This window comes from Phytomonospora sp. NPDC050363, assembly GCF_040655735.1.
GTDB lineage: Bacteria > Actinomycetota > Actinomycetes > Mycobacteriales > Micromonosporaceae > Phytomonospora.
On the sequence record NZ_JBFAKK010000021.1, the window covers coordinates 1 to 20,269 of the forward strand.

Annotated in this window: 17 protein-coding genes; 6 read left to right on the forward strand and 11 right to left on the reverse strand. The window is 71.9% G+C overall.

Translation table 11 applies throughout. The features are described from left to right. Window positions 1-256: 256 nt before the first annotated feature. Window positions 257-619 carry a helix-turn-helix domain-containing protein gene (locus tag AB0I28_RS36495; protein ID WP_357500496.1) on the reverse strand — a complete coding sequence of 121 codons (363 nt, stop codon included), beginning with the start codon at window positions 617-619 and terminating at the stop codon, window positions 257-259. Window positions 620-688: 69 nt separating this feature from the next. Between AB0I28_RS36495 and AB0I28_RS36500 the strand changes: the two genes are divergently transcribed. Next, window positions 689-1,345 (forward strand): NAD(P)-binding domain-containing protein, encoded by a 657-nt coding sequence (locus tag AB0I28_RS36500; RefSeq protein ID WP_357500497.1) that lies wholly within the window; start codon window positions 689-691, stop codon window positions 1,343-1,345. Window positions 1,346-1,585: 240 nt separating this feature from the next. Here AB0I28_RS36500 and AB0I28_RS36505 read toward each other — a convergent pair whose 3' ends face one another. From AB0I28_RS36505 to AB0I28_RS36515, 3 genes are read right to left on the reverse strand one after another with little or no spacing between them, the layout of a single operon-like run. Further along, entirely contained in the window at window positions 1,586-2,617 is a 1,032-nt protein-coding gene (locus AB0I28_RS36505) for an iron chelate uptake ABC transporter family permease subunit (protein ID WP_357500499.1), read from the reverse strand. Then, window positions 2,614-3,654: an iron chelate uptake ABC transporter family permease subunit gene (locus AB0I28_RS36510; RefSeq protein WP_357500502.1), complete on the reverse strand. Its 1,041-nt coding sequence runs from the start codon at window positions 3,652-3,654 to the stop codon at window positions 2,614-2,616. The genes AB0I28_RS36505 and AB0I28_RS36510 overlap by 4 nt, the downstream gene beginning before the upstream one ends. Further along, window positions 3,651-4,406 carry an AraC family transcriptional regulator gene (locus AB0I28_RS36515; protein ID WP_357500504.1) on the reverse strand — a complete coding sequence of 252 codons (756 nt, stop codon included), beginning with the start codon at window positions 4,404-4,406 and terminating at the stop codon, window positions 3,651-3,653. The genes AB0I28_RS36510 and AB0I28_RS36515 overlap by 4 nt, the downstream gene beginning before the upstream one ends. Window positions 4,407-4,569: 163 nt before the next feature. Between AB0I28_RS36515 and AB0I28_RS36520 the strand changes: the two genes are divergently transcribed. Both AB0I28_RS36520 and AB0I28_RS36525 read left to right on the forward strand, forming a co-directional pair. Then, entirely contained in the window at window positions 4,570-5,550 is a 981-nt protein-coding gene (locus AB0I28_RS36520) for an ABC transporter substrate-binding protein (RefSeq protein ID WP_357500507.1), read from the forward strand. A gap of 1 nt (window position 5,551) precedes the next feature. Continuing rightward, window positions 5,552-7,315, forward strand: coding sequence for a siderophore-interacting protein (locus AB0I28_RS36525; RefSeq protein WP_357500509.1), 1,764 nt, complete (start codon window positions 5,552-5,554; stop codon window positions 7,313-7,315). Between the two features lie 70 nt (window positions 7,316-7,385). On the opposite strand, the gene AB0I28_RS36530 is transcribed toward AB0I28_RS36525, so the two are convergent. Continuing rightward, the gene (locus AB0I28_RS36530) at window positions 7,386-8,198 is read right to left on the reverse strand and encodes a lytic polysaccharide monooxygenase (RefSeq protein WP_357500511.1); all 813 of its coding nucleotides are present in this window, start codon (window positions 8,196-8,198) and stop codon (window positions 7,386-7,388) included. A 321-nt stretch (window positions 8,199-8,519) separates the two neighbouring features. On the opposite strand from AB0I28_RS36530, the gene AB0I28_RS36535 reads away from it, so the two are divergent. After that, window positions 8,520-9,917, forward strand: a complete 1,398-nt coding sequence (locus tag AB0I28_RS36535) for a PQQ-binding-like beta-propeller repeat protein (RefSeq protein ID WP_357500513.1) — start codon at window positions 8,520-8,522, stop codon at window positions 9,915-9,917. Window positions 9,918-9,992: 75 nt separating this feature from the next. Further along, window positions 9,993-10,619: a VOC family protein gene (locus tag AB0I28_RS36540; RefSeq protein WP_357500514.1), complete on the forward strand. Its 627-nt coding sequence runs from the start codon at window positions 9,993-9,995 to the stop codon at window positions 10,617-10,619. 6 nt (window positions 10,620-10,625) lie between these two features. On the opposite strand, the gene AB0I28_RS36545 is transcribed toward AB0I28_RS36540, so the two are convergent. The 3 genes from AB0I28_RS36545 to AB0I28_RS36555 form a co-directional block, all read right to left on the reverse strand. Next, complete coding sequence (locus AB0I28_RS36545; protein WP_357500517.1) at window positions 10,626-12,518, reverse strand: FAD/NAD(P)-binding protein; 1,893 nt, start codon at window positions 12,516-12,518, stop codon at window positions 10,626-10,628. 114 nt (window positions 12,519-12,632) lie between these two features. Next, window positions 12,633-13,700 carry an N-acetylmuramoyl-L-alanine amidase gene (locus AB0I28_RS36550; protein WP_357500519.1) on the reverse strand — a complete coding sequence of 356 codons (1,068 nt, stop codon included), beginning with the start codon at window positions 13,698-13,700 and terminating at the stop codon, window positions 12,633-12,635. Window positions 13,701-13,740: 40 nt separating this feature from the next. Beyond that, a complete protein-coding gene (locus AB0I28_RS36555) occupies window positions 13,741-15,738 on the reverse strand; it encodes a family 10 glycosylhydrolase (RefSeq protein ID WP_357500522.1) in 1,998 nt (665 codons plus the stop codon). Between the two features lie 269 nt (window positions 15,739-16,007). Here AB0I28_RS36555 and AB0I28_RS36560 point away from each other — a divergent pair, with 269 nt between their 5' ends. Beyond that, complete coding sequence (locus AB0I28_RS36560; protein WP_357500525.1) at window positions 16,008-16,181, forward strand: hypothetical protein; 174 nt, start codon at window positions 16,008-16,010, stop codon at window positions 16,179-16,181. Window positions 16,182-16,230: 49 nt separating this feature from the next. On the opposite strand, the gene AB0I28_RS36565 is transcribed toward AB0I28_RS36560, so the two are convergent. Genes AB0I28_RS36565 through AB0I28_RS36575 form a run of 3 tightly spaced genes read right to left on the reverse strand, consistent with a single transcriptional unit; the run spans window position 16,231 to window position 20,124 of the window. Next, on the reverse strand, window positions 16,231-16,926 hold the full coding sequence (locus AB0I28_RS36565) for a hypothetical protein (protein ID WP_357500527.1): 696 nt from the start codon (window positions 16,924-16,926) through the stop codon (window positions 16,231-16,233). Then, window positions 16,923-19,208 (reverse strand): hypothetical protein, encoded by a 2,286-nt coding sequence (locus AB0I28_RS36570; protein WP_357500530.1) that lies wholly within the window; start codon window positions 19,206-19,208, stop codon window positions 16,923-16,925. Before AB0I28_RS36570 ends, AB0I28_RS36565 begins: the two co-directional genes overlap by 4 nt. A gap of 25 nt (window positions 19,209-19,233) precedes the next feature. After that, on the reverse strand, window positions 19,234-20,124 hold the full coding sequence (locus AB0I28_RS36575; RefSeq protein WP_357500532.1) for a hypothetical protein: 891 nt from the start codon (window positions 20,122-20,124) through the stop codon (window positions 19,234-19,236). Between the last annotated feature and the right edge of the window lie 145 nt (window positions 20,125-20,269).

Below are 20,269 nucleotides of genomic sequence, written 5' to 3' on the forward strand. Positions count from 1 at the left end.
TCGAGGCGACCATGGCCTACACACGCACCTGGGTCCCCTCCGCGCACGGCTGGGTGATCGCCGCCGCCCACGGATCACCCGTCTCCCCATAGGGGCAGGATCGGCCGGATTCTGTGGAAGCCACGGACGGGTGCGCCGTGGCGCGGCCCGCCTGAACGGTGTACGCAGATCGGTATGCGCTCCCGGGCGGCGTCGACCTGAGCCCGGGGCGCCGCGGGGACCGCGCGCAGCCCGAAACGGGTTGCCCGGACACGCCCTAGAGGCCGGTGGCCTCCGCGGCCTCTTGGGCGTCCATGACCTCGTCACCGTGCTCGAAGGCCCACTCACCGAAGGCGCCGATGGGGCCGAGAAGGGTGCGGCCCAGTTCGGTGAGCGAGTACTCGACGTGCGGCGGCGCGCCCGGCAGCCGGCGGCGCTCGACGAGGCCGTTGGCGTACAGGCGGCGCAGGGTCTCGTTGAGCACTTTCGGGCTGATCCCGCCGATGCGCTCGCGCAGCCGGCCGGGACGTTCCGGTCCGTGCCGCAGTCCCCAGATCACGACGGCGTTCCAGGTGTTGGCGAACAGGTCGAAGGCGAGCCGCGCCCGGCAGTCGGCGAGGAGTTCGAGGTCGGAGGTCACTTACCGAATGGTGCCTCACGGATCGCCTACCGTCGGCCCGACCTCGTGGACCGACGAAAGGAAACGACGATGAGGATCGGCGTGATCGGAAACGGCGGCATGGCCGCCGTACTGGGCGGACGCTGGGCACTGGCCGGGCACGACGTGCTCGTCGGCGGGCGCGACGAGACCCGCGCGGCGGCCCTCGCCGGCCGCCTCACGGCCGACGGCGGGACCGTGCGGTCGGGCACATCGCGCGAAGCCGCCGAGCACGGCACGGACGCCGTCCTGCTGGCGGTTCCGGCCGCCGTGGCGGCCGAGGTAGCCGCGGGACTGGCCGACGGCCTGGCCGGGCGGACGGTGATCGACTGCACCAACCCCGTCGGCGCGGGCTTCACGCTCACCACACCACCCGGTGTGTCGACGGCGTCCGCCATCGCGGCCGCCGCGCCGCGAGCGAACGTCGTGAAGGCGTTCAACCTCTGCCACGAAAGCGTGTGGGCCACTTCCCCGGTCTATGACGGGCGGCCCTTGGCGGTGCCGCTGTGCGGTGACGACCCGGCGGCCCTCGCCGCCGTCCGCGCCCTCACCACCGACCTCGGTGCCGACCCCGTGGACGGCGGCGGCCTCGCCCGCGCCGGCCTGCTGGAGGCCACGGCGGCGCTGCTGATCGGGCTGTGGGTCGGCGCCGGCGTCGACGCGCAGGCGATCGCGCCGCCCCTGTCGGCGGCGGGACCGGTGGCCTGAGAGCGGCCGAATGGATACGGTCGCGGGGACGCGCACGGCTCGCGCGTTCTCGCGGCCGGGGGCCGTGGAAGGGAGCGCTCATGGGGTATTCGGTGATCCCACGGACGCTCTCGCCGCGTGGTCGGCGGCGTGCCGCGCGGAACCGGGTTCCGCTGCTCACCCGGACGTGCTCGACCAGCGGGGCATGGATCACGTGCTGGCCTGGGCCCTCTGCTCGGTGAAGGGCCCGGCGCCGAACCTTCACCCCCGCCGGCTCTCCACCGCCAGCAGCCACACGAGGTAGGCGCCGCCCACGCAGACCGTCACCGCGCCGACCGGCAGGATGAGGCCGGTGAACGCGTGCTGCGCGACCACGTCGGCGACGAGCAGCAGCAGCGCGCCGACCAGCGCCGAGGCGGCGAGGTCGACCGAGGCTCCCTTCCCCAGCAGGCGCCGGGCGATCTGCGGCGCGACGAGCGCGAGGAACGCGATCGGCCCGCAGGCGGCGGTCACGAGGGCGGTGGCGACGACGCCGAGCACGATGAGCGCGAGCTTCGTCGGCTCGACGGACAAGCCGAGGGCCGCGGCGGTGTCGTCTCCGAGGTCGAGGTGGCGCATGCGGCGCTGCGCGAGCGGCAGGAACACCGCCACGACGGCGAAGACGCCCGCCGAGATGGCCACCGACGTCCACGTCACCGTCGTGAGCGTGCCCGCCCCCCACACTGCGGCGCGCAGGGCCACGTCGAGATCGACCTTGACGGAGAACCACGTGGTCAGCGAACCGAGGAGGGCGTTGAGGGCGATCCCGACGACGATCAGCCGAAACCCCTGGACGCCCCGGCGAAACGCCAGCAGGTACACCGCCATCGCGGTGGCGAGCCCGCCGACGACGGCGCCCGCGGCGGTCGCGAGGTACCCGGTGCCACCGATCAGCATCACCGCCACGACACCGGCGAAGGACCCGGTGTTGAAGCCGATCACGTCCGGGCTGCCGAGCGGATTTCGGGTCAGCGACTGGAAGATCGCGCCCGAGACGCCGAGCGCGGCGCCGAAGACCACCGCGCCGATGACGCGCGGGCCGCGCCACTCCACGACGACCCTTCGCACCGACCCCCCGGTCTGCCCGGTCAGGGCGGCCACGACCTCGGACATCGAAACCTGGTAGCTGCCGAGCGTGAACGCCCACAGGGTCAACGCGACGACGGCGGCGGCGAGCAGGACGGACACCACCAGCGACCGGAAGGACAGGCGCAGGCTCACCGGTCCCGCGCGCAGGACGAGCGCGGCCCTCACAGGGCACGCGCCCGGGTGCGGCGGGCCAGCACGATCAGCATCGGCGCCCCGACGAACGCGGTGACGATGCCGACCTGCAGTTCGGCGGGCACGACCACGAGCCGGCCGATGACGTCCGACGACAGCAGGAGCACGGACCCGGCGACGGCCGAGACGCCGATGATCCACCGCTGGTCGGGGCCGGTCAGCCAGCGCACGGCGTGCGGGACCATCAGCCCGACGAAGGCGATCGGCCCGGCCGCCGCGGTCGCCGCGCCGCACAGCAGCGTGACGGCCAGGACGACGGCGATCCTGGTGGGGGCGACCAGCGCGCCGACGGCGCGGGCGTGGTCCTCGCCGAGGGCGATGGCGTTGAGGGGGTGGGCGCACAGCGCGGCGACGAGGAGCCCGAGGAGCAGCCACGGCAGGATCGTGCTCAGTGTCCCCTGCGGGCGGTCGGTGATCGTTCCGGCGCCCCAGAAGCGCATCCGGTCGAAGGTCCGCGGGTCGGTGAGGGCCAGGGTCTGCGCGACGCCGGTGAGGACGGCGCCGAAGGCCACGCCCACGAGGGTCAGGCGCAGCGGACTCGGCGCGCGGTGCCCTTGTGCCGCGATCGCGTAGACGACGACCGTCGCGGCGACCGCGCCCGCGAAGGCGAACCACAGGTACTGCTCGATGCGGGTCACGCCGAGGACCGCCACTGCGAGCGCGACGGCGAAACCCGCGCCGGCGTTGACGCCCAGGACACCGGGGTCGGCGAGCGGGTTGCGGGTCAGCGCCTGGATGAGCGCGCCCGCCACGCCGAGGGCGGCGCCGACGGCGATGCCGAGAAGCGTGCGCGGGACGCGCAGGTCGACGACGGTGGCGTGGACGGCCGATCCGTCGGAGGCGGTGACCGCCTGCCAGACGGTGGCCGGCGGGAGCATGCCGGAGCCGACGGCGACGCTGAGGACCGTGACCGCGCCGAGCAGGGCCAGCGCGAGCAGGAGGGTCCACAGTCTGCGGGGAGTGCCGGGCGGGGTGCGGGCGGGCGGTCGCCGAAGGTCGGTGGCGCTCACGCGTCCCGCCGTTCGGCGAGGGCGGCCGCCGGGTCGGCGGCGAGTTCGGCGACGGGGGCGCCCGTCTCGCGGCTGAGCGCGCGCAGGAGCCCGGCGCGGGTCGCGTATCCCGACAGGCGGGTCGCGGTGGCGATGCGTCCGCCGCCGAGGATGTGCGCGGCGGCGGCGTTGAGGCGGGCGCGGCTGCGCCAGCGCGCGAAGGGCATGCCGGTCTCCTCGACGAAGAGGCGCTGGACCTGCCGTTCGCTCATGAAGTGGCGGCCGGCGAGTTCGCCGAGCGTCGAGGTGCCCAGGACCGACTCTTCGGCGATCGCGCGGGCGACGTCGTGGATCGGCAGGGTGACGGGAAAGTACTCGCGGCCGACACGGCGGAGGATGTCGCCGACGGCGGTCCGGAAGGGCGCGATCTGGTCCTCGGTACTGGGGGCCGCGACGAGGACGGTGGTCATGACCGTGACCAGGGCGGGCAGGCGTCCGAGGAGTCGGCGCCGGCCGGTGGGGACGATGTCGTCGGCGAGCATCGGCCCGAGGGCCATGCCGTCCTGGTCGGCGAAGCGCAGCGCGTGCGGAACTCGCGGGGCCAGCCAGACGGCCTCCTCGGCGCGGAGTACGACGGGTTCGTCGTCGACGACCATGTGGGCGGTGCCGGTCACGACGTAGACGAGATGCGGTTCGTCGTGGGCGTGGGTGTCGTGCCCGAAGAACCGGATGGCGTGTTCGGGCACCACCGTCCGGAGTGCTGCGACCCTCACGGCGGGCCCTTCTCGATCGGGGGTGTCAGTTCGGTCACCGGGGACGTCGTATCCGTACGGCCCGGCGGCGAAAAGTAAGACTAGCCTAACCTCACTCACACCCTCGGTCGGTCACTCCCCCGGTGATCATCGCGGCCGTCCCACCAGTAACTTGCGAGGTCAGATGCCATCCCTTCGCCACCTAGCGGCCGTCACGCTGGCGAGCGCCGCCCTTCTGCTCACCGGCTGCGCACCCGACGAGTCCTCCGGCACCGAGGCCGCCGCGACCCGCGAGGTGACCACCGATCGCGGTCCGGTCACCATTCCAGCGGCGCCGAAGCGCGTCGTCGTCCTCAACTACGCGCTCGCCGGATATCTGTACAAACTGGATGTTCCGGTCGTGGCGACGATCCCCGAGGACGCCAACGCCACCGAAGGGAGGTTCTCCGACTTCTGGGCCGCCGAGGCCGAGGCCGAGGGCACGGTGTTCCTCCCGTGGAGCGTCGACGGGTTCGACCTGGAGGCCGTCCTCGCGCAGGACCCCGACCTGATCGTCGGCGGCGGCATCGGCTTCCCCCTCGCCCAGGCGGAGCAGGTCTACGACAAGCTCACCGGCATCGCCCCGACCGTCCTGGTCAGCGGGACCCTGACGACCTGGCGCGACCAGTTCTCGTTCCTCGCCGAGGACGTGTTCGACAAGGGCGCCGAGTACGCCGAGTACGTCACCGCCTACGACACCCGCGCCGCCGAGGTCCGCGACTCGATCAAGCCTCCCCCGGGACCGGTGGTGTTCCTCGCGTTCACCGCCGACGGGACGGCCTACGGCCTGGTCGAGAGCGTCGGTCTGCCCGTCGAGTTCGCCGACCTGGGCATCGAACCCGCGCCGATCTTCGCCGACGGCGGCTTCGAGGTGTACGGGAAGGGCGGGGACATGTTCGAGTTGTCCACCGAGCAGGTCGGCAAGACCGTGACGCAGCCGACGGTCTTCGTCATGGGCTTCAACGGGGACTTCACCGACGTCGCCACGCTCAAGAAGAACCCCGTCTACGCGGCCCTGCCCGCCTTCGCCGAGGGCCACGCCTACGACCTGCCGTACTGGGTCCTGCGCGGCGACTACGACGAGGCGATGGCCCTGCTGGACATCGTCGCCGAGCGGTTCGCCTGAGATGGCGCAGCGCGGATTCACCACGCACCCCCTGGTCGTGCGGCGCCTCACGGTGCTGCGGACCCGGGAGGTGACCTCGCGGATGCGGCGGATCACCCTCACCGGTGACGACCTGCGGCCCTTCGACCGGTCCGGTGCGCGGCAGCCCGGCTTCGCGAGCAGCGCCTTCGACGACCACGTCAAGCTCGTGTTCACCGAGGGCGGCGACCTCGCGGCGGCCCTGCCGGTCCAGCTCCCGCACGGGATCGAGTGGCCGCCGTGCCCCGACCGGATCGCCCGCGACTACACCCCGCGGCGTTTCGACCCCGACAGCGGCGAACTCGACCTCGACTTCGTCGTCCACGGGCACGGTCCGGCGGTCACCTGGGCGCAGAACGCGGTCCCCGGCGACGTGCTGCACATCGTCGGCCCGAAGTCCTCGACCGTCCTGCCCGGTGACCTCGACTGGATCGTGCTCGCCGGTGACGAGACCGCGCTCCCCGCGATCGGCCGCTTCCTCGACGAGCGCCCGATCGACGTGCCGGCGCGGATCGCGCTGATCGCCGACCCGGGCGCCGTGCAGGACGAGCTCGTCCTGCGCGAGGGCGACACGATCCGCTGGGTCCACGCCGATCCGGCCGACCCCTCGGCGGTGGAAGCCCTCATCCGCGACGTCGTGCCCGACACCGGGAACGGGTACGTCTGGTGCGCCGGGGAGAGCCGCTCACTGATCCCGGTGCGCCGCTTCCTCAAGCGCGAACGAGGACTGCCGAAGTCGCATGTCAACGTGACCGGGTACTGGCACGCCGAAGCCCGTGGACAGGCGAGTCCCGCGCCGGCAGACGCCCCGGCCGCACCATCGGCCGTCGCCTCTCCCCTGCCGTGGCTGGTGACGCGCGCCGCGCTGACGATGGGCGTGGTCGACACCGTCGCCGACGCCGGGACGATCGGCCTGGCGGCCCTCGCCGCGAAGACCGGCGTGCCCGCCGACCGGCTGCGGCTCATGCTGGACCCCCTGCTGGGACACGGGGTCCTCGCCGGCGGCGAGGACGGCCTGGGCCTGGGCCCGTTCGGAGAAAGGCTCATCGACGACGAGCACCTGCGCGAGGAGTTCGAGGGGCACCACGCCGACCTGCTGCTCGCGCTCACCGAACTCGCGCCCGCGCTCACCGCCGACATCCCGGCGTGGCAGGTCCGCACGGGCGGGACCTTGCGGGCCCGCGCCGAGGAGGACGCCGAGACCTACGCCGAGCTGATGGAGTCGGCGGAGTCCCTCGCCTTCAACCTCGGCGGACTGTGCGCCGATCCGCTGTGGGGACAGGTGAGGCGCGCGATCGTGACCGGCCCCGGTTCGGTGGCCGTTGTCGAGGCCCTGACCGAAGCCGGGCACACGCCGGCGATCACGGTCGTGGAGGCGGACGTGCCCTCGACGGTCCTGCGCGCTGCCTGCGCCGATCCCGGCGCCGTCGTCTGGGCGGCTTCCCCGCCGCCGGCCGACGTCGCCGTGGCGGTGCTGGCACTCGGCCACCGCACCGACGGCGAGATCGCCGACCTGCTCACCGAGTTGAGGAGTGCGGCGCCGCTGGCGGTCCTGGTGGACTCGTCGCGGCCCGACGCCCTCGGCCCCGGCGCCGCGGAGACCGCCCTGCTCGGACTGGCCGCCACCTCCCGGCCCCCGCGCGACGGGCGGGCCGTGGCGCGGCTCGCCACGGCGGCGGGCTGGCGCGTCGAGGCGGTGCGTCCGCTCGGCTGGGGCGTCGAGGCGACCACGCTGCGGGCGGAGTGAGCCGACAGTCCGCAACGGACTGAGGGCGGTGCCCGGAAGCCCGGACACCGCCCTCATCGTCGACTCAGGGTCAACAGGCGCCCAGTTGCTGCCAGACGCCCCACTGGCCGGTGGTGCCGGGCTCCTCGCCCTGCGTCCACCACCTGGCGCTCCACTTGCTGCCGCCGTGGCCGACCTCGGCTCCGCCGTTGTAGGCGGAGCCCGAGTTCCACGCGGGGAGCCCGGCACAGGTGCCGGGGTCCGGGTCGCCGGGACCGGGGTCACCGGGGCTGCTGCCGAAGACCACGTCGGAGCAGGCGTAGAAGGCGTTGGCGGTGTCGTGGACGGTCCACACGGCGACGATGAGGTGCCTGCCGGTCTTGCCGGTGGGCAGCGTGCCGGTGTGGCTGTAGCTGAACGGCGGCTGCGCGCCGCCGTAGTTGACGGTGACGAAGGGCGTCGGCTCGAGCGTCGCCCTGGTCACCGGGTTCAGCGGGTTGTAGCTGCTGTTGGTGATGAAGTATTCGAACTTCGTGGTGCGGTGCGCGGCGGTGATCTTCCAGCTGAAGGTGTACTGCTGGCCGGCCTGCACGGTCTGCGCGGGCCACGCGCCGCCTCGCGGGTTGTCCAGCGGCGCGAAACCGCTGTTGCCGCCGGCGCAGATCTGGCCGTCGGCCGGGCCTGCCGCCGGGAAGCCCTTGAGGCCCTCGACGCTCTGCGGCTCGTACTGGATCGGGCCGCAGTTGGTGACCGCGCCGGTCGAGCACTGCATCTGCCGGCTGACCGGGCCGTTGGTGTAGCCGTGCGCCGAGGCGGGGCTCGCGTTGGCGAAGGTGAGCGCGACGGCCATGGTCAGGCCGGCGACCGCGGCTAATGCGGTGCGCACTCCTCGTTGGATCGACATGGATTCTCCTTCTGTGCCGGAACTTGCTTGAAGGTTTCCTAATCGTAGGGGCAGAGCTGCCCAGGGTCCAGCACTGCGCGAAGAAAAGTCCACTGACATCGGTGTCCACAGCGGACGTCGCGGCCCGGCGGATTCGCCGTGCGCCCGCGGGCCGAAGGCGCGGCGATCGTCCACAGTGGCAGAAGCGGATCGGGACGGCCGGCCTGTCCGGAGGCCCGACCTGCGCCGGAGCGCACGACCCGCACTCGATCGAACTGCCGGCACGCGTCGGCCCCGCCTCACGTGCCCCCACGGCGGGCCGGGATTTTCCTACCATTGGGCATGCGCGAGATTCACATCGATCTCGATCAGCCCGAACCGCCCACGCCCGAACCCGCACGCCGTGCCCCCCGGCGGCTCGTCTCCGCAATCGTTCTCACACTCGCCGTCGCCACCGTCGTGCTCGTCGTGGCCACACCATCCTTGGAACCGCCGACGGCGACCCTCGTCGAACCACCGCCGACCTGGCCGGTGCCCGCCGCGGATCTCGGCGAAGCGCTGCACGCCGCGGTCGGCGAGGAGGTGGTGCTGGTGACCGCGCGGAGGGGCCTGTCGGGACACGACCGCGCCACCGGTGCGCTCCTGTGGCGGCACCCATTCACCGAACGCACCGGCGCCCACCTTCCCGACGCGAACACCGCCGTCATCGCCGGGTCCACGTTCGTCCTGCGTCCCTCCGCCGACGCTCCCGGCGACCCACCGCGCTGGGAACTGCGCGGCCTCGCCGACGGCGAGCTGCTCGCCGGCGGGGAGAAGAACCCACGCGTCGGCGAGGGCTTCTTCTACGGCTTCGTGACGGGCGCGGCGCTCGTGGAGGTCGACTGCGGCACCTCGGCGTGCGAGGTGACCGGATTCGACCTCGCCGACGGCCGGGAACTGTGGCGGCGTGCCGAGGCGCCCACCGCGACCGTCATCACGCCGTCAGGGCTCCTGGAGTGGCAGCACCGCACATCCGTCGGCTTCGACTGGAGCGGCACACGGCCCGACCCCACCGCCGGCGTGTTCCTCCTCGCCGACTTCTCCACCGACGCCGGACCGTCAGAGGGCACGCTGCGCACTGTCGGCCTGCGCGACGGCCGGACCGTCGGCTCCTGGCGGACCGACGCCGAGCACCTCTGGGGCCACCACGTCGTCGGTGACGAGGTGCTGCACTCGGACGGCGCGGCCGTCACCGCGCTCAACCCGGCGACCGGCGCCGAACGGTGGGTCAGCGAGGGGTACTCCCTCTGCACGAACGCCTTCGGCGACGGTGTGCTCGCCCACGACGGGCTCGTCCTCGCCTGCGACCGCGACGCCACCGCCCTTCTCGACCTCGCCGACGGCACCACCTCCGATCCACTGGCCGGCGACGATGTCCTGTACCTGCCCTCCGGCGTCGCCGTGGCCCGCCACGGAAACGAACTGCGCGCCCACGATCTGGCCTCCGGCACCGAGCGCTGGCGGATGGCCCTGCGGAGCACCGGATGGGACGACTTCACCCACCACGGCACCTTCGCCGGCGGCGGCGTTCTCATCCTCGACGGCCGCGTCGGCGTCCTCGCCGACGCTCCACCGTGGACGCTCGTGGTGGACCTGGAGACCGGCGCCTCCCGAAGCTGGAGCGGCGGCCGCGTCCTCGGCCACCGCGACGGGGAGGCCATCGTCTACGACGGCACGCTGCGATCGGTGACGGTGGGGTGAGGGGTGGCGTTCCTTGGGGCGCTCCGAACCGATGATCGAGCGAGCGAGGCCGACTCCCCGGTGCTAACTTGCCCCATGACCGAACGCATCTCCGCCGGGCGGTTCCACGAGGCCGACGGCGTCGACGACTGGCGCTGTCTCTACCACCTCGTCTCGGCGCGCTTTCGCACCTCTTCACTCGCGGCGGGCGCCGCGTTCGCCGACGAGGTCGCCCGGCTCGCCGGCTCCGCCGAGGAACACCTCAGGCTCGACCTGCGGCCCACCGGCGTCACCGTTTCCCTCCTGGTCCGCGATGTCGCGCTCGCCCGCCGGATCTCGGCGGTGGCGGCGCGACTGGGCCTGCCCGCCGAACCCGCTGAGGTGCAACTCCTCAACGTCGCCATCGACGCGCTCGTCATCGCCGACGTGCTCCCGTTCTGGGAAGCGGTGCTGGGCTATCGGCGCATCGGCGACGACTACCTCGCCGACCCCGCGGGCCGTGCCCCGGGCTTCTCCTTCCAGCGCATGGACGCCCCGCGCCCGCAGCGCAACCGCGTCCACCTGGATCTCGCCGTCCCGCACGACCGGGCCGCCGACCGGATCGCCGCGGCCCTCGCGGCCGGCGGCCGGCTGGTCACCGACGAGCACGCGCCGAAGTGGTGGGTCCTCGCCGACCCCGAGGGCAACGAGGCGTGCGTCGCCACCTGGATCGGCCGCGAATAGCCTCCCTCACAACGCCGCCAGCACCGTCCGCGCCACCGCGTCCCCCACCCGGAACAGGTGCGCGTCGACGCCCGGCCTGGCGAACCCGTGCACGGCGACTCCCCCGTCCACGCCGGGTCCCACCGCATACCTCGCGGGGTGCGGCGTCCCGTCCGCCGAGACGAGCCGCTGCTCTCCGGGGACGGTCCGCACCAGCCCCGACGGCCTCCCACCCGGCAGCGCCTCGGCGAGTTCGCCCCGCTCGTAAAGGCTGCGCACCAGGGCGTCCAGCGCTCGCGAAGGCGAGGATGTCGGCATGCGCGTCTCCACCAAGCCCCTCGACCGCGCCCTTTCCCGAACCGCCGGGCTCCACGCACGGAAGCCCTCGGCGTCGCTGTCGACGGACAGCTCGGGGCCCAGGAACCGCACGATCCCCGCCCTCGACAGCGCCACCAGCTGTTGGAGCCTCTCGCGAGGCGGTCCGCTGGACAGGTAGCTGAAGTGGCCGTGCAGTTCCGGCAGCTCCACGCACCTCGACCGATGCGACAGCCGGCCGATCATCCCGCCGACGACCGCGTACGCCGCCGACAGCGCGGCCTGCGCCGCCGCGTCGGGACTGAACCCCGGGTCTCCCCGGCGCGCGACATCACCCGCGATGTGCTCCCGCACGGCTTCCTGCAACGCTTCGGCGTCGCTGAACCGCCGGCCGTCCAGGGGGCGGTCGAGCGGCACCGGATCGAAGCGGTCGACGGGATCCGGGACGCACGCGCCGACCAGCGGGGCGAGGACCGGCGCCAGCAGGCCCACCTCGGTGAACTGTTCGGCGAGGGCGTCGAACTCCGTCGCGAAGGCGTCCCATCCGCCGGCGACCCGCTCCGGATGCGCGGTGAACAACCTGCGGTAATGGGCCCACGCCATCTCCGCGGCGATCAGCGGACGCAGGTCGCGGTCGACTTCCAGCTCCCGCTCGGGCAGCTTCTCGGGGCGCAGGAAGCGTCCGATCCTCGGCGGCTCCAACGGCACCCGGTAGTCGATCTTCGCCCGGTAGGGCACTCCTCGCCGGGAACCGGCCAGCAGCAAGGGTTCGCGGCCCGACGCGACATAGCGCAGGTGCCCGTCGCGCACGTAGCCTCCGCCGCGACCGAGGGTCAGGCGGGTGACGAGGTCGATGAACGCCAGGCCCATGCCGCGCGCGATGACCTCCTCCCCCGGTTTCAGGCCCTCGACGTCGTGCTCGTTCGCGCGGGGAACATAGGTGAGCCCGCTGGCTACCGCATGCGCGGCCAGGCGCCGCTCTTCCTCGCCGGGGCGGACATCGAGGTGGCCCTGGGTGAGCACGACGGCGTCGACGCGGAGCCTGCGCCCGTTCGCGAGCCGGACCGACTGGCCGCCGGGAACGTCGGTGAGGTCGACGGCCGAAGTCTTGTGCACGATCACCTCGACGCCGGGCGAGGCGGCCTCGGCGATCGCGCGAAAGGCCCACGTCAGGTACGCGCCGAGCAGCCGCCGGCCGGCGAAACCCAGCGGTTCCAGTCGTTCCAGCTCCTCCGCGCAGGCGACGAGCTCGTCCGGAAGCGGCCTCTCACGCGCCTCGGCCGCCCATTCCCACAGGCTCGGACCCGGCCGCACCGGGCCCGCGCAGGTGCTCGACGCGTCGGGGAAGACGGTGATGTCGGCGGCGAAGGAGTTCGTCCACAGCAGTGGCGACTGGCCGGTACGCCACACTCGCCCGGCGCCCGCGGGGTAGGGATCGACGACGTGGACGCGCAGTCGGCGGCCGGCCAGGAGAACGGCCGCGTTCGCGCACAGGCGCTCCACAAGGGACGTTCCGCCCGGGCCGCAGCCGATCACGGCTATCGCCGGGGCTAGGCGAGCGTTCGTCACGGCGACCTCGAAGACGAAGAGACCAGATCTGACCATGATGTCTTCGGCGACACCGCGCGGCGGCCCCGTCGGGACACCGGGGATCCGGCCCCGCGGCCGGATCCCCTGTGCCTCCGCCGATCTCGCACGGCGGCGGCCTCACTCACACTCCTACTTGCGGATGCGCACCGCGTCGGCGACGACGTAGCCGGTGCCGGTGGTCCAGCGGCTGATCCCGACGGCGTTGTAGTCGCCGGCGTTGAGGTGGAACGAACCGAGGTTGCGCCAGGCGCCGCCGCCGGTGCGCTGATCGACGACGACGGACTGGTTTCCGCCCGAGGTGGCGACGATGTACGGGGTGGCGTTGTTGTAGCCGGCGTCGGAGGGGTGCCAGACGTCGACGAAGTAGTTCCCGGCGCTCGGCACGGCGACCTTGTACCAGGCTGCGTCGCTGGTGGTCGTGTTCGGCGTGGCGTAGCGGTAGTCGCCGTCGTACTTCTGCGCGCTCCACGTCGACGCCGCCCAGCCGGTGCTGCCGGTGAAGCGGCTGCTCGCGTTGTCGACGATGGTGGAGAAGCTCCCGCCGCCGCCTCCGCCGAGCCCGAAGTAGGCGGCGATCCCCTGTGCGTGTCCGTTGGCGGTGGCGGTGATGAAGTCGGCGCGCTTGAGCAGGCCGGCGTCGTAGGCGGTGTCGATGAACAGGTTCTCGGTCAGCACGGCCGGCATCGTGGTCTCGCGCAGGACGTGGAAGTTCGCGGCCTTCTTGCCGCGGTCGGTGACGCCGGCGACGGCGCGTGTGGCCGCCAGGATCTTCGTGTGCAGGTTGTCCTGGAGGCGGACGCTGCCGGCGCTGGCCGAGGTGTACCGGTAGCTCTCGAAACCGGTGCCGCCGCCGGAGTTGATGTGGATGCTGACGAAGATGTCGGCGCCCCAGGCGTTGGCGTCGCTGGTGCGGCCGCTGAGGCTGACGGTGGCGTCGGTGGTGCGCGACATCCGCACGTCGACGCTCCAGTTCGCCTTCAGGATGTCGCGCGTCTGCAGCGAGATGGCGAGGGTGAGCGCCTTCTCCTGCAGGCCGTTGCCGATCGCGCCGGGGTCGGAACCGCCGTGGCCGGGGTCGATGTAGATCTTGGGTACGGCCGCGAAGGCGGACGCGGCCGGGAGGAGCCCGGCGCCGGCGGCGCCGAGCACGACGGCACCGCGTAAAAGGTTGCGGCGAGAGATGGGCTGGGGGGACATCCGGTCTCCTTGAGGGGGGGTGGGAACTGCGAGGGCCGTCTCAGACGCGGGTGAGGCGGACTGCGTCGGCGACGACGTAACCGGTGGTGGACGTCCACCGGCTGACGCCGACGATGTTGCGGTCACCGGCGTTGAGGGTGAAGGTGCCCAGGGTCAGCCACCGGCCGCCGTTGACGCGCTGGTCGACGGTGACCGACTGGTTGCCGGTGCTGGTGGCGACGATGAAGGGGGTGGCGCTGTTGTAGCCCGCGTCGGCCGGGTACCAGACCTCGACGCGGTAGGAGCCCGTCGCGGACAGGCCGGCCCGGAACCAGGCGACGTCGCTGCCGCCGGTGTAGGGCGAGGCGTAGCGGTAGTCGGCGCCGTACTTCTGGGCGCTCCACGACGACGCTCCCCAGTTGGCGCCGGCGCTGAACGCGCCCGAGGTGGCGTTGTCGACGATGACGCTCGCCGGGGTGCCGCTCCCGGGGACCGTCGCGCCGGCACCGACGGCGCTCTCGTGGTGCAGCCGGTCGAGCGCCGTCACGTAGTAGGTGTACGTCGCGGTCGCCGCGGCGGTCTTGTCCACATAGGAACCCGTTGTCCCCGCCGCGCGCACGGTGGCGAGGAGGTTGCCGGCGTCGGCGAAGTCGCAGGCGCCGGCCGGGCCCGAGCCGGCGACCCGGTAGACGGCGTAGGAGGTCGGGCTCGCCCCGGAGGCGGCCCGCCAGCTCAGCGTCACGCCCGAAGTGCCTCGCACCGCCGACGTGAGCGACGGCGTGGGAGGCGCGGCGCCGCCGAGGTGCGCGGCGACCGGCACGATCGCCGGCCGGCTGTAGTGCTCGGCCGCCATGACGCCGACCCCGCCGAGGCGGTCGGCCTTGAGATCCTTGGCGCTGAAGTGGATGTCGCCGAGCACCTGCGGATGGGTGCGGTTGAGCCGCAGATGGTCGCTCAGCTCGTTGGGGTCCTGCCACTCGGCGGGCTGACCGGATGCGCCGAGCTTGTAGACGCCCTGCCCGACGAAGAGCTGCACCTGGGTTCCCTGGACCACACTGGACCACCAGGCCACGAGCACGCCGTAGTCGGCGGCGCTGTAGCCGATGTGCCAGTAGATCTGCGGGGTGATGTAGTCGATCCAGTTCTGCTTGACCCATCGCCGCGAGTCGGCGTAGATGGCGTCGTAGGACTGGAGACCGGTGGTCTTGGAGCCCAGGGCGTCGGTCGACTGGTTGCGCCAGATACCGAAGGGGCTGACGCCGAACTTGACGTGCGGCTTGACGGCCTGGACCTTCTGCCGCATCTCCTGGACCAGGAGGTTGACGTTGTTGCGCCGCCAGTCCTGGATGTTGCCGAAGCCGGCGCCGTAGCGCTGGAAGGTCTGCTGGTCGGGGATCTGCACGCCGCTGACCGGGTAGGGGTAGAAGTAGTCGTCCCAGTGAACGCCGTCGATGTCGTAGCGGGTGACCGCGTCCATCATCGCCGTCTGTACGAACGCGCGGACCTCGGGAATGCCCGGGTTGTAGTAGAGCTTGCCGCCGTAGGCGAAGGTCCAGTCCGGGTGCTGCCGGGCGGGATGGGCGGCGACCAGTTTGGACGGATCGTCGTGCATGGCCACCCGGTAGGGGTTGAACCAGGCGTGGAACTCAAGGTCGCGGGCGTGGGCCTCGGCGACGAGGAACGCCAGCGGGTCGTAGCCGGGATTCTTGCCCTGGGTGCCGGTCAGCCACTGTGACCAGGGCTCGTGGGGTGAGGGCCACAGCGCGTCGGCGGTCGGCCTGATCTGGACGACCACCGCGTTCAGGCGGCGCGAGACGGCCTGGTCGAGGCGAGCGCGGTACTCCGCCTGCTGTTCGGCGACGGTCAGGCCCTGCTCGCTGGGCCAGTCGATGTTGGCGACGCTGGAGATCCACATGGCGCGCAGCTGCCGCTTGGGCGTGGCCGGGTTGGGGACGCAGTCGGCCGCGGCGGCGCTGTCGTGCCCCGGCGACAGGACGAAGGTGCCGGAGGCGGCCAGTACCAGGGCGGTGAGAATGGCAAGGAACCGCAACGCTCTCATGCATGAAGATTTTCTACGAAACACGGCTCCTGCACAACGATTTTCTTCAGTTTGTTTCGGCGACGGGCGGGTCGCCGCGTTCGGTGGCCGAAGTGGACGTCGGCGGGACAGCGGGGAGGGCCGTCCCGCGCCTAAGCTGACGACCGGGCATTCGCATTCGCGGGTACGTCCGCTTCGAGGCCACCGTCCACAACGGCTCCACCGTCGCCATCGAGGATCTCGCGGCGACGCACCTCGACTGCCTGCTCGACGACGGCACGGCCGACCAGGTGGTCGAGCAGGAGGGCCTGCGGCCGACCATGACCGGCTCGCTCACACCGGGCGCGTCGAAGACCGGGTCCTTCACCTGCGTCGCCCCGCCGCCCGGCTCGGCACTCCGTGTGCGGATCCGTCTCGACGGCCCGTCCCGCGCGACGACCTACTTCAGCGGTCACCTCGACTGAGCCGGCCCCTTCTCCGGCCGCACATTGACGAAACCGCTCCGCCGTGCGCCTACCCCGGCCGCCCCCATCCGGATTCCGTCGGCGGAGGACCGCTCGGCGGACGGTGCGGGGGCCCGGGCGGACGGGGGGCGAACGGCTGCGGCAGGTTCACGGGCGGTGCCGGTGGCGGGTTGTGGACCGTCCATCCCGGCGGTGCCTGTGGGTACTGGGGCACCGGCCGGTACCGGGCCGCGTAGGCGGCCCGCGCCGCCGCCATCCTGGCCCAGCGGACCCCCCGGAAGTACCCGCCCGACGAGCGCGACCCCAGTAGGACGATCACCACGCTCGTCGACACCAGGGTGAGCACCGATGCGCCGATCATGAGGCCGCGATGCCAGGCCGTCGCGGTGAACGGGTCGAGCAGCAGCAAGGCGAGCGCGACGCCCACCGCGAGCCCGCCGAGGATCCACGTCATCACGCGGGCCGCCGGGCGTCCCTTGGCGTCGAACACGGCCAGCAGGACGGCCGTCCCGGCGGCGGCGAACGCACCGGTGGCGAACAGGATGAGAAGCAGGGTGACCCCGACGCCCGCGCTCGGGTCTTGGGCGAGGTCGCTGTGGTGGCGCTCGTACTGGGGTATGGCGAACAGCGTCGCGATGGCGGCGGCGAGCCAGAACGCCCCCGAACCCGCCAGCAGGTAGGCGGCGGCGAACACACCGCGCGGCCGCTGCGGCGGCGGTGGCCCGAACGGGACGGCGGCGCTCATCGCGTCACCGGTCCGGTCACACCCGCGTACGGAGCCTGCACCGGGCGTGCCGGCCGGCGCCACAGGAACACTCCGACGGCGAGCCACGCGGCCACCGGCAGGGTCGACAGTGCCCAGAAGAACGGGTTGCCCAGCGGGGAGGCCGGCATCGGCAGTGGGTCCCACAAAGGACGCTCGGTCGACCGCCCGCCGAGCCACACCTCGGCGGCACCGTCCTCGACGGTGGGCGAGAGCATGGACTCACCGACGGCGGTGCCCAGGTTCGGGTGCTCGGCGGCGAACCGTCCCTCGTCGACCGAGCGGCTCGGCACGTCGAAGAACGTGACCCCGCCGTAGATGTAGGTGGTGGTCACGATGTAGTCGCCCTGCCGGGTCCGGCGCTCGACGTTGAACTCGCCGTTCTCGTAGGACTCGACGTAGGCGTCGAACACGTCCTTCGGGTCCCAGTCCTTCCTGGCGGGCCAGGCGCTGACGTCGCCGGAGCCGATGATGTCGCTGTAGGCGGTCGTCTTCGTCTCACTGCGCAGCCGGTACCACTCGGCGGCGACGCGGCTGGCGTACACCCGCCGCAGGTCGGCGAACTCGGGCGCGGTGTTGACCGCCTTCTCGACCTTGGGCAGGATCATGTCGGCGTAGACGTCCTCGTTGAACTCGGTGTCGGCGGTGGCCTGGCCCGAGCAGCCCGCGGTGCCTCCGACGCCCTTGGATTCGAGGTACTCGCCCTCCATCTTGACCTCCAGCGGAGCGTCGAGGATGAACAGCTCGTCGCCGCCGTCCTTGACGACAGCGGTCTTGGGAACGATCCACTGCCGCATCGAGATGCACTTGGTCTCTCCGCGCAGCCTCTCCCAGTACTCCGCGCCGGTCTCGGTGTCGGGATGGATGAAGTCGGCGACGATCTTCTTCATGCCGAGGTCGGCTTCGAGGAGCACCCGGCCGGCGTCGGTGGTGCCGAACTCCTTGTCGATGATGCGGTCGGGCTCGTCGGGGTTGAGATTCACCCAGAAGGTGTCGGTGGGCAGGGCCAGCCAGGTGAAGAAGGCGTCGGCGGCCAGCTGGGCGCTCTCGCGGCCTCCGTAGGCGGTCTCGACGCCCTCGGCGGCGTCCACCGAGTAGGCGTAGTCGACGCCGGCGCCCACGCCGCCGTCGTAGGTGTCGGAGACATAGCGCAGTTCCAGGGTGGAGAAGTCGACGCCGCCGAGCTGGTCGGTCGTCATCTCGGCGTCCTCGGGGCTGGCGTAGCCGTTGTCGCGGGCGAGTTGCTCGGTCATCTCCTGGGCCTCGGCGGCCTCTTCGGGAGAGTCGGGAGAGTTCGAGAAGGCGTCCGTCGAAGGGCTGTCCGCGCCGTTTTGACCACCTGCCACGAGCGAGCCCGGGGGCGAGGTGGGGCCGGGGCCGCTCGGAGGCGCGGCTCCGCTCCCGGATTCGTCCGGCGGGTCCTTGTAAGTGTTGGGGTTGACGACCCTCTTGGGGGTGGCAGGGTAGACGAAGAACCTGGACTCGATGCCCGGGTACTCGGCGGCGAGTTCTTCCAGGCCGGTGATCCCCTTCTGGGTCGGGGGTTTCAGGAAGTACACGTCGAGTTTCGTCGCGCCGGTTTCGACGGCGAGCTCGTAGCGGGACCTGATCTCGTCGATGTCCCAATTGCCGGACTTGGCCTCGACCAGATGGGAGTAGTTCTCGGCACCGGTGCGCAGCCCCCAGTCGGGGCGCACCTTGTTGTCGCCGCTCACTTTCGTATCGTGCTCGAAGCCCTGCGCTTTGTAGCCCTGCTTCTCACCGACGAGGATCTCGAAACCGGTGCCCTGATACGCGTTGGACGTGTTGCTCGCGTAGTTGTTCAGCCAGCCGCGCCACTTCTTCGCCCTGGCGCCGGCGGACATGCCCGCCCAGGCGGCCGCGTTCTTGGGTATCACCTGCCACTTGTACCAGCGGGTGAGCACGTGCTCGATGGTCCCCACCAGGTAGTCGTTGGCCGGCTGAGCCGACATGAGCTGAAAGATGAACTCGATCTCGTCCCAGTCGTAGACCAAGGTGCCCCAGCTGATCTCCTCGGTGTCCTTGTTCCAGGTGAGCTCGTTGGGCCAGAATCCGGCGGAGAGCACCTCGAACTCGTCCGGAACCTGGTTCGCGGGAGGTGTGAAGCCCGTGCCGATCCGGTAGGGACCGGTCGGCGCCGGTTCGGCCTGCGCCGGCGTCGGGACGACGACGTAGGCGATCGAGGCCAGCAGCAGGAGAAGCGTCAGGGCGGTCGCGGAAAGCCGTTGCAGATGCCTGTTCATGTCTGCCTTCCAGATGGGTCGTGCGTCAACGCGTGAGGTCGTCGAGGTGCTGCCTGAGGTATCCGTCGCGCCGAAGCGAGATGCGGAGAGCGACCACGGGCAGCGACTTGTGACGCGCCGGCCCGAGGGCCTCCAGGTATGGCTGGTCGTCGCCGCCCAGGTCGGGGTTGAGGTTCCAGCGCCCGCCGACGTTGCGGCGCAGGACCTCGCCGAGGTACCAGGCGGCCCCGTCCCGGAACACGCGGTTGGCCGGGTCCTTGAGTTCTTCCTTCGTGGGGGTCTCGCGGCGCACCAGCTCCTGCAGGCGCGTCAGCGAGTCGGGTGAGAAGTCCCAGTTCCCGTCCGGGGAGTAGGCGGCCGTCCAGTCGCCGAAGGCGGCGGCGCGGTCGGCGAGCCAGCGGGCGAGCGGCGCGGAATCCGGGTCGGGCTGGTCGGCGTCGGTGGGCTCCTTGGCCGGACGCCATGACGGGTCGGCGCGCTTCTTCTCCTCGACGGCGCCAAGCAGGCGGTCGTGGGCCTCGGTGAAGCGAGCGGCGTCGCGGACCTCGAATGCCCGACGCAGCAACAGCACCGGCGTGACCGGTTCGAGGCCGAGGGCCGGGTCCGCCGTGACGATCGGGGCACCACCGGGGAAGCCTTCGACAGGGGTCTCCGACCACGCCCAGGCGCCACCGGCGACACGCATCAGGGCCTCGCCCAGGTAGGCGACCGTTCCCTCGACGAGGGCTCGGTGCCGGGTCAGGGAGAGCTGCCCGGCGTCGCCGAGGGCGCCGACGAGGTGCTTCTCCAGCTCGGCGAGGGACTCACGGGAGTAATCGAAGGGGAAGCCGGTATCCCGCAGTTCCATGTCCTCCAGCACCATCAGGACGAAGAAGAGCTGTTCGTGCCATCCCCCGAGCGGCCCTGTCGCGGCCATGCGAGCCCCTGTCCACGTGATCCGCTCTCGCGTCTTTTGCCGCGAAAGGCATGACTGATACCTGTCCCCACCCAATTTTCTAGAGCATCTTTCTAGTTCCTGTCAAGGGACCGGGCCGTGAACGGACGGTGCGGATTTCACCGGA